The organism is Bradyrhizobium sp. (assembly GCF_028868675.1).
In the GTDB taxonomy this organism is placed as follows: domain Bacteria; phylum Pseudomonadota; class Alphaproteobacteria; order Rhizobiales; family Xanthobacteraceae; genus Bradyrhizobium.
The window spans coordinates 1-8,040 of the sequence record NZ_JAGWUA010000211.1 but is presented as its reverse complement, the minus strand read 5'-3'; the positions used below and the strand labels follow the sequence as shown (position 1 = coordinate 8,040).

The 8,040-nt window shown below is 65.6% G+C and carries 7 protein-coding genes and 1 tRNA gene; 3 read left to right on the top strand and 5 right to left on the bottom strand.

Features of this window, described 5'->3' with window-relative positions; genetic code table 11:
- Window positions 1-168: 168 nt before the first annotated feature.
- Window positions 169-1,602, bottom strand: coding sequence for a coniferyl aldehyde dehydrogenase (locus tag KGM94_RS21270; RefSeq protein ID WP_300263802.1), 1,434 nt, complete (start codon window positions 1,600-1,602; stop codon window positions 169-171).
- A 287-nt stretch (window positions 1,603-1,889) separates the two neighbouring features.
- Between KGM94_RS21270 and KGM94_RS21265 the strand changes: the two genes are divergently transcribed.
- Window positions 1,890-1,966, top strand: a tRNA-Met gene (locus KGM94_RS21265).
- A gap of 99 nt (window positions 1,967-2,065) precedes the next feature.
- On the opposite strand, the gene KGM94_RS21260 is transcribed toward KGM94_RS21265, so the two are convergent.
- Window positions 2,066-2,221: a hypothetical protein gene (locus KGM94_RS21260; protein WP_300263800.1), complete on the bottom strand. Its 156-nt coding sequence runs from the start codon at window positions 2,219-2,221 to the stop codon at window positions 2,066-2,068.
- Window positions 2,222-2,591: 370 nt separating this feature from the next.
- Between KGM94_RS21260 and KGM94_RS21255 the strand changes: the two genes are divergently transcribed.
- Together KGM94_RS21255 and KGM94_RS21250 are read left to right on the top strand one after the other, a co-directional pair.
- Window positions 2,592-3,812 (top strand): OpgC domain-containing protein, encoded by a 1,221-nt coding sequence (locus tag KGM94_RS21255; RefSeq protein ID WP_300263798.1) that lies wholly within the window; start codon window positions 2,592-2,594, stop codon window positions 3,810-3,812.
- Between the two features lie 42 nt (window positions 3,813-3,854).
- On the top strand, window positions 3,855-4,325 hold the full coding sequence (locus tag KGM94_RS21250; RefSeq protein ID WP_300263797.1) for a DUF2059 domain-containing protein: 471 nt from the start codon (window positions 3,855-3,857) through the stop codon (window positions 4,323-4,325).
- Window positions 4,326-4,369: 44 nt separating this feature from the next.
- Here KGM94_RS21250 and KGM94_RS21245 read toward each other — a convergent pair whose 3' ends face one another.
- The 3 genes from KGM94_RS21245 to KGM94_RS21235 all read right to left on the bottom strand — a co-directional run.
- A complete protein-coding gene (locus KGM94_RS21245; protein ID WP_300263795.1) occupies window positions 4,370-5,866 on the bottom strand; it encodes a sugar ABC transporter ATP-binding protein in 1,497 nt (498 codons plus the stop codon).
- Window positions 5,863-6,960 carry a hypothetical protein gene (locus tag KGM94_RS21240; RefSeq protein WP_300263793.1) on the bottom strand — a complete coding sequence of 366 codons (1,098 nt, stop codon included), beginning with the start codon at window positions 6,958-6,960 and terminating at the stop codon, window positions 5,863-5,865. The genes KGM94_RS21245 and KGM94_RS21240 overlap by 4 nt, the downstream gene beginning before the upstream one ends.
- On the bottom strand, window positions 6,957-8,040 hold a 1,084-nt coding region (locus tag KGM94_RS21235; RefSeq protein ID WP_300263792.1), incomplete at its 5' end, for an SMP-30/gluconolactonase/LRE family protein. The genes KGM94_RS21235 and KGM94_RS21240, both read right to left, overlap by 4 nt.

Sequence of the window (8,040 nt, the reverse complement as noted above, 5' to 3'; positions counted from 1 at the left end):
GCCCGAGGGGCCGACCCGCCTTAGATGAAAATGGGTGAGCCACTCTGACTGAGTTTAGACCGGTACCCACCCACTTTCTTCCTAGGAGCGAAGCGACGAAGCAATCCAGTCCGTTTCCGCGGAGACAGTCTGGATTGCTTCGCTTCGCTCGCAGTGACGGTGCGGCGATTACGACATGAACCGCATCATCTTTTCCAGCCGCGCGATCTTGCCGCCATAGGGTGGATAGAGATCGGCGAGCCGGTTGAACGCCGAGCGATAGAACACGGGCTTCAGCTTGCTGAAGGTCTTGAAACCCCACTCGCCGTGATAGGAGCCGGTGCCGGAAGCACCGACGCCGCCCATCGGCTGGTTGACCTGCGCGAAGTGGAACAGGCAGTCGTTGACGGTGACGCCGCCGGAGACGGTGCGCGCCAGCACCTCGTCGCGCGCGGCGCGGTCCTTGCCGAACCAGTAGAGCGCGAGCGGGCGGTCGTGGCGGTTGATGAAGGCGACCGGCTCGGCCGGCTCGCGATAGCCCATCACCGGCAGCACGGGGCCAAAAATCTCCTCCTGCATGATCGTCATGTGCTCGGTGGCGCCGACGATCAGCGTCGGCGGGAATTTGCGGTGCGCCTTCCAGTTGGGATCGTCGGGTTTTGCCGGCTGCAGGATCTTTGCGCCGCGGGAGGCGGCATCCGCAACCAGGCCCTCCAGCCGCGCATAATGGCGGTCGGAGATGATCGAGGTGTAGTCCTTGTTGGCGGGATCGGCGCCGAACATGCGCCGCATATGCGCGCGCACCTTCTCGGCGAACGCCTGCAGCGAGCCTTCCGGTACCAGCACGTAGTCCGGCGCGATGCAGGTCTGGCCGGCGTTGAGCAGCTTGCCATAGGCGATGCGTTCGGCTGCCTCTTCCAGGTCCGCCGAGGGATCGATGATCGCCGGCGATTTGCCGCCGAGTTCGAGCGTGACCGGCGTCAGGTTGCGCCCGGCGACTTCCGCCACGATCCGGCCGACCCGGGTCGAGCCGGTGAACACCAGGTGATCCCAGGGCAGCGCGGCGAAGGCCTTGGCGATCTCGTCCTCGATACCGGTGACCAGCATCTCGGCGGCGTCGAATTTCTGCCCGACCAGCTCCTTCAGGAGCGCGGAGAAATGCGGCGACAACTCGCTCGGCTTGATCATCACGCGGTTGCCGGCGGCGAGGGCGCCGATCGCGGGCGCCAGCGTCAGCTGCAGCGGATAATTCCAGGGCGCGATGATGCCGACCACGCCGAGCGGCTGCGGGATCAACCGGTTGCGCGCCGGGAGGAACTGCAGCGCGGTGGCGATGCGCTGTGGCGCCATCCATTTCTTCAAATGCTTCGTGGCGTGGCGAACCTCGCCATACAGCATCAGCGCCTCGGCGATGGTGGTCTCGATCGCGGAGCGGTGGCCGAAATCGGCCGAGATCGCCTGCCGGAAGCGCTCCTCATTGTCGGCGACTACGGCCCGCAGCCGCGCCAGCCGGTCGAGCCGCATGGCAAGGTCAGGGGCGGCTTCCGCCCGCGACCGCTCGAACATGGTGTGGAAGGCATCATCCAGCGCCCGCGAAGGCGCGCTCGTCAGGGACTGGTCCATGGCATTTCCCCGTCATCTTGTTGCCGCAAGCTGGCCCTTTGTGGAACTTATGGCAAGGGCACAGGTTTCGGGCGGCATAGGCCCGTTTTCGCCTGTCATAAAGTCGAAGAAATCGCCCATCTGGCCCTTTCCAAAGACCGTTCCGGTTGATACATAGCCCCCGCACCCGACGGGCTTCGCCCCGGGTTGCCTTCCAAGGAAGCCTTTGGGACGGCGGCAGCCACGCAAACAGCGCTGGTCCGCAATCTCCGTCCCCGGGCATTCGTGCTAGGCGCGCAATGGTTTATCGCGGGGTGGAGCAGCCCGGTAGCTCGTCAGGCTCATAACCTGAAGGTCATAGGTTCAAATCCTATCCCCGCAACCAAACAGACCTCGGATTTCATGAGGTTTCGAAAGCCGCTCTTCGGGGCGGCTTTCTTTTTTGGCTCAGTTGCAGCGACGCGGCCTGCTGCGCCCGCGCCCCTCACGCCGCCACCAGCCCCACCGCCGGCACGAACCCGCTCAGATAGGTGAGCAGCGCGCCGGCGAAGCGTCCGGGGTTCGGCCGGTTCAGCGACGCGCCCCACAAGAGGCTGGCCGCCAGTGAAAAGCGGGCAGCGGTTGCGATCACGATCGTCACGGTGATCCACAGCGGCGCTGGGTGCGCGGCGAACCACAGGAGAACACCACCGGAAAGAACGGAGCGTATTCGGCGATGTTGCCGTGCGCCCGCACGGCGCGGTGGATCGGATCGGTCGGGCTCAAATCATGGCCGATGCTGCGGTGCGGAGGCCGGCGTGAGCAGCGCTCACGCCCCCGTGACGAAATCCGTCGGGTTTGCGCAACTTATCGCGATCAAGCGTCTTTTCGTCGCGCTCAATGTTCGCTAGCCTCGTGTGCCGGCCGATGGAGGCCGGCGACGTTCGTCACAAATACTTTGCATTGATCGTCTTGCCGGAATCGATTTTGCCGAGTTTCGGCCGCGACATTCATTGAAATGGGCGGGGGCCATGGTCAGTCAGGACAAGGACAATCTGCATCTGTTGTCGCCGGTCGGGCGCGATCTGCGGCTCGATCTTTTCCGCGGCGTCGGCCTGTGGATGATCTTTCTCGACCACGTCCCGGACGACGTCGTGTCCTGGCTGACGCTGCGCAATTACGGCTTCAGCGACGCCGCCGAGTTCTTCGTCTTCATCTCCGGCTATCTGGTCGGCTTCATCTACGGTCCGATCGTCGAGGGCGGCCTGTTTCTCGCGGCGCTGAAGCGGCTGTGGAAGCGATCCGCCGAGATGTATATCGCGCACATCATGCTGTTCTTGATCTTCACCGCCCAGATCGCGCGGACCATCAGGCGGTTCGACAACCCGATGTATGCCGACGAGTTCAACGTCCACAATTTCCTCGAGCATCCGGATATCCTGATCGGGCAGGCGCTCACGCTGCGCTACAAGCCGGTCGATCTCGACGTGCTGCCGCTCTACATCACCCTCGTCGCGGCCGCGCCCTTCATCGTCTGGTGCCTCACGCGCCGCCCGAACCTCACCCTGCTGGCCTCGGCCGTGCTCTACCTGTTGTCGCGGCTGTTCGACTGGAACGTCGCCTCCTATCCGCCCGGCACGGTCTGGTACTTCAATCCGTTCTGCTGGCAATTGATGTTCGTGTTCGCCGCCTGGTGCGGGATCGGCGAGATCCAGAAATACGCCAAATGGGTCTGGTCGACCCCTGCCAAGGTCATGGCCGGCATCTGGATCGCCTTCGGATTCGTGATCGTGATGACCTGGCACTTTCACGCGCTGGAAGCCATGATTCCGAAATGGATGATCAAGCTGATCTATCCGATCGACAAGACCGATCTCGACATGCTTCGCTTCACGCATTTCCTGGCACTGGCCATCTGGGTCACGCTGTTCGTGCCGCAGAAATGGAAGGCGCTGAACAAGACATGGCTGCGCCCGGTGATTCTGTGCGGCCAGCATTCGCTGCCGTTGTTCTGCATGGGCGTATTCCTGTCGTTCTCCGCACACTGGATTCTGGCTCAGTACGGCAGGGATCTGTTTACGCAATTCGCGGTCTCGTTCGGCGGCATCTTCATCATGATCGCCATCGCCTGGGCGCTCGATCGCGCCTCCAGGGTGCCTGACCTCTTCGTCAAGGTGGTCGAGACCGAGGAGACCGAACCTGCGATCGAAGCCGGGCTGGCAAGCGCCGCTGCGGCTCCCGCGAAAGCCTGACGGCGCCAGGCGCCGCGGCGAGACCTGTCATTGGAGGGGTGCATGTCCAGACGCTTGTTGACGATTGCGGGCACGCTGCTGTTCCTGGTCGGCGGCGCGGCCGCGCAGGCGCCGTCGCCCGAGACGATGGCTGTCGCGCGAAAGCTCGTGGCCACGACCAGGCTCGCGGACCAGTACCGCGCCCAGCTGCCGGTCATCCTGCTGACCCTGAAGCCCGTGCTGGTGCAGGACCGGCCGGAACTCGAGCGGAAGTACAATTCGCAGACCGAGCTGATCGCCGACGTCTACAGGCCGTTCCTCAATTCGATGATCGATCAGATGGCGACGGTCTTCGCCAGCAGCTTCACCGTCGACGAGATGAAGCAGATCGAGGCCTTCTACGCCCAGCCTGCCGGGCAGAAGCTGCTGCAGAAATGGCCCGCGCTGACGCAGCAGAGCGCGCAGATCGGCCAGGACGTCGGCCGCAAGGCCGCCGATGAACTGAAGCTGCGCCTGAGCGAGGTGTTGCGCTAGCAGGCGGCGGACGAAGCCGGCGTTGCGGCGCCGGCGTGGTCGCTCTAATGGATCGCCGCGTACATGATCCTCTCCTCCGTCGCCTCCAGTGCAGAGAATTCCTCCACCACCTTGCCCTGGCGCGAGACCAGGATGCGGTCGGACAGCGCCATGATCTCCGGCAGATAGGACGAGATCACCACCACCGCCTTGCCCTCGTCGGCGAGCCGGTTGATCAGCTCGTGGATCTCGACGATGGCACCGACATCGACGCCGCGCGTCGGCTCGTCGAAGATGATCAGCTCCGGCTCCTGTACCAGCGATTTGGCGATCACCACCTTCTGCTGGTTGCCGCCGGAGAGCTCGACCACCTTGACGTCGTCGCCGATGGCGCGAACCTTGAGCCGCTCGATCCAGGATTTGCCCGCCGTGTTGGCCTCCCGCCGCGACAGCAGCCAGCGCCCGCCGGGAAATTTTGCGAGCAGGCCCAGATAGACGTTGCGGGCGATCGAGGCGGTCTCGAAGAAGCCCTCGACCTTGCGGTCCTCGGTGACGTAGGCGATGCCGGCCTTGACCGCCGGCGCCGGCACCCGGTAGCGGACCGGTTTGTCGTGCAGCAGGATCTCGCCGCCGTGGAAGAAGTCGCGCTTCAGCACGCCCGAGACGATCTTGAAGGTCTCGGTGCGGCCGGCGCCGACGAGGCCGAACACGCCGGTGATCTGGCCGGCGAACACCGACAGCGAGTTGTTCTTCACCATCGGCGCCATCTTCAGGTTCTGCACGGTGAGCACGCGCGCGCCGGCGGGCCGCACGCTGGCCTTGCGCGCGCCGTAGAGCGTGTTGGAGAGGTCGCGTCCGACCATCGCCTGCACGATTCTCCCGCGGTCGAACCTCGCCGCGTCGTCGGTGACGACCTGCTTGCCGTCGCGCAGGACGGTAATGCGGTCGGCGAGCAGCAGCGCCTCCTCCAGCGCGTGCGAGATGAACACGATCGAGACGCCGCGCCTCTTGAGGTCGCGGACCAGGTCGAAGAAGTATTTCTTCTCCTCCGGCGTGAGCGAGGCCGTCGGCTCGTCGAAGATGATGACCTTCGCCTTGTGCAGCACCGCCCGCGCAATCTCCACCATCTGCTTCTTGGCCGCGCCCAGCCCACCGACGGTGGCCGTCGGCGTCACGTCGAAATTCAGCGACTGCAAGAATTGCTGCGCGGCGATGTAGATGCCGCGCAGGCGGTTGTAGAATTTCTCCTGGCCGAGAAACAGGTTCTGCGCCACGGTCATCGTCGGGACGAGGCTGTTCTCTTGGAACACCATGGCGATGCCGAGGTTGCGGGCTTCCAGCGGCGTTCGCGGCATAACCTCCGCGCCATCGACCGTCATGGCGCCCGAGGTCAGCGTCACCACGCCGGCCATCACCTTGGTCAGCGTCGACTTGCCGGCGCCGTTCTCGCCGACCAGCGCATGGATCTCGCCGCGGCGCAGATCGAAATCGACCTGCTCGATCGCCGGCACGCCGGCATAGAGTTTTGTCGCCTTGCTCAGGGACAGCACGATATCGTTCATGCGCCGAACTCCTTCGCAAGCGCCGCCAGCGACAATCTGAGCACGCGGCCGGGCCCCTTGGCGACCAGCACGAGGTCGCCTCCCGCCTCGACGGCCGAGACGATGCCGTGGTTGACGCCGTCGACGCGGCTGTGCAGCGAGTAGAGCGGGATGCCGTCCGCGTTCAGCCGGATGACGAGCCCGTAGGAGCGCGGCGGTGCCCAGGGCTTGATCACGCCCATGGTTTTGATGTGCGCGCCCTGCATCGGCTCCTTGAACGATAGCCCGGAGCGCAGCCGCGGCGCGACCCAGTGGGCCGGGTCGATCTCCGCCATCATGCGCCGCCGATAGGCCGGCTCGCGCAGCACGAATTCGACGAGCTGGGTGCGCGCGGTGAAGGCGGTCAGCCAGTAGCCGCCGCCGGCCGCCTTTGCGAGCCGCGACGGATAGACCGGCAGGTGCGCGAGCACGACCCGCATCCGCCCTCCGGGCGAGACCGCGACGAGGCGGTGGCGCCAGCTCTCGCTGACCAGCACCTCGTCGCCGGCGGCGCAGGCGCCGAAGGCGTAGCCGAGCCTGCCGGCAACCTGCGTCACGGACCGGGTCTTGGGATCGATCCGGAGCACGCGTCCGCTGCGATTGAGCTCCATCAGGTCACGTGCCCAGTCGTCGACGCCGCACGTGGCCGAGCCGTCGGTGGCGATCAGGCTGCCGTCCGGCGCCGCGGCGAGCGCGTTGATCGCGTTGAACGCGGGATCGGCGATGGTCGCGCTTGGCTCGGCGGCGGCGACATCCGGATAGAGCCGCATCTCGCGGCCCGCGAGCGCGATCGCGAGGCCGCCGCCGGGCAGCGTACAGAGCGCCGAAATCGGCCGGTCGAAGCTGCGCAGTTCGGTGGCCGCATGGCCGTCGAGGCGCAACAGGCGCCGTCCGTCGGCGAGATAGAGATTACGGCCGTCGGTCGCGAGATCCTCCGGCGCCTCGCATTCCAGCAGCGTCTCGGCCGCTTCCAGCGTCTGGTTCGGTTTCAGCGCGCCGTCGAACGACGGCACCGTGATGGTGGCTTCGCCACGCCCGAGAAAGCGGTTGGCGAACTCCCTGACGGCCGCGATCACGACGATTTCCCCCACCGCTTGTCATACTGCACGAAGTTCGGATCGGCGTTGTCGAGCTTGTAGCGGCCGATGCGGTTGTTGGCGATGCCGCCGAGATAGAGATGGCCGCGATGCTCGCGCATCGAGGTGATCATCGGGTGGTTGACGCCGCCCAGGTCCCAGAAGGTCTCCAGCACCTGCCCCGACTCGCTGAACTTGAGCACGCAGCCGGTGTTGATGTTGGGGAACAGCCACTCGTCCAGCGGCACGCGGGTGGCCATGCGCTTGCGGAAGCCGGGCATGCGCAGCGCCAGGTCGTAGGCCGGGCAGCGCATGCCCACCAGAGCCAGCCAGTAGTTGCCGTCGCTGGCCAGGTTGATGTTGTCGGGGTAGCCGGGCAGGTTGTCCAGCACCATCTCCACCTGGCCGGTCTTGGGCCCGTCGAACCAGTAGCGCTTGATGCAGCAGCCCCAGGTCTCGGCAAACAGGATGGACTGGCCGTTCTTGGCGATGGCGATGCCGTTGGGGAAGCGCAGGTCGCGCAGCACGGTGCGGGTGCTGTTGTCGCGCGGGTCGTAGCAGACGATGCGGCCGTTGCCACGCGCCTCCAGCCCGTCCACCGGCCACTCGTGCATCTCGTAGCGGGTGGTGGCCTCGCTGAAGAAGATGCGGCCGTCGTCGGCGATGTCCAGGTCGTCGGCCAGGCGCAGCCGGCTGTCGTCGTTGATCGAGTGCCAGCTGCGGTTGGTCTCGTCGGTGACGCGCTGCACCTCTTTCTGCGGCGTCACGCGGTACAGACCCATACCGCCGATGCAGACGTTGAGGTTGTCCTCGCGGTCGAAGGCCAGGCCCAGCGGCTGGCCGCCGATGTGGGCAAAGACCTCCATGCGCTGGTAGTCGGGCGCGAAGAACTTGATGATGTCGCCGTGGCGGCTGCCGGCGTAGAGGTTGTCGTGGCGGTCGAGGATCACGTCCTCCGGCGCCTCGATGCGGCCCACGCCGATCAGCGTCACATCACGCAGCTTGTTGTTCAGCCGGTAGGGCCCGGCGGTGGTGGGCGTGCAGGCGATGGCCGGCGGCAGCGCCTGGTAGGCCGGGCTC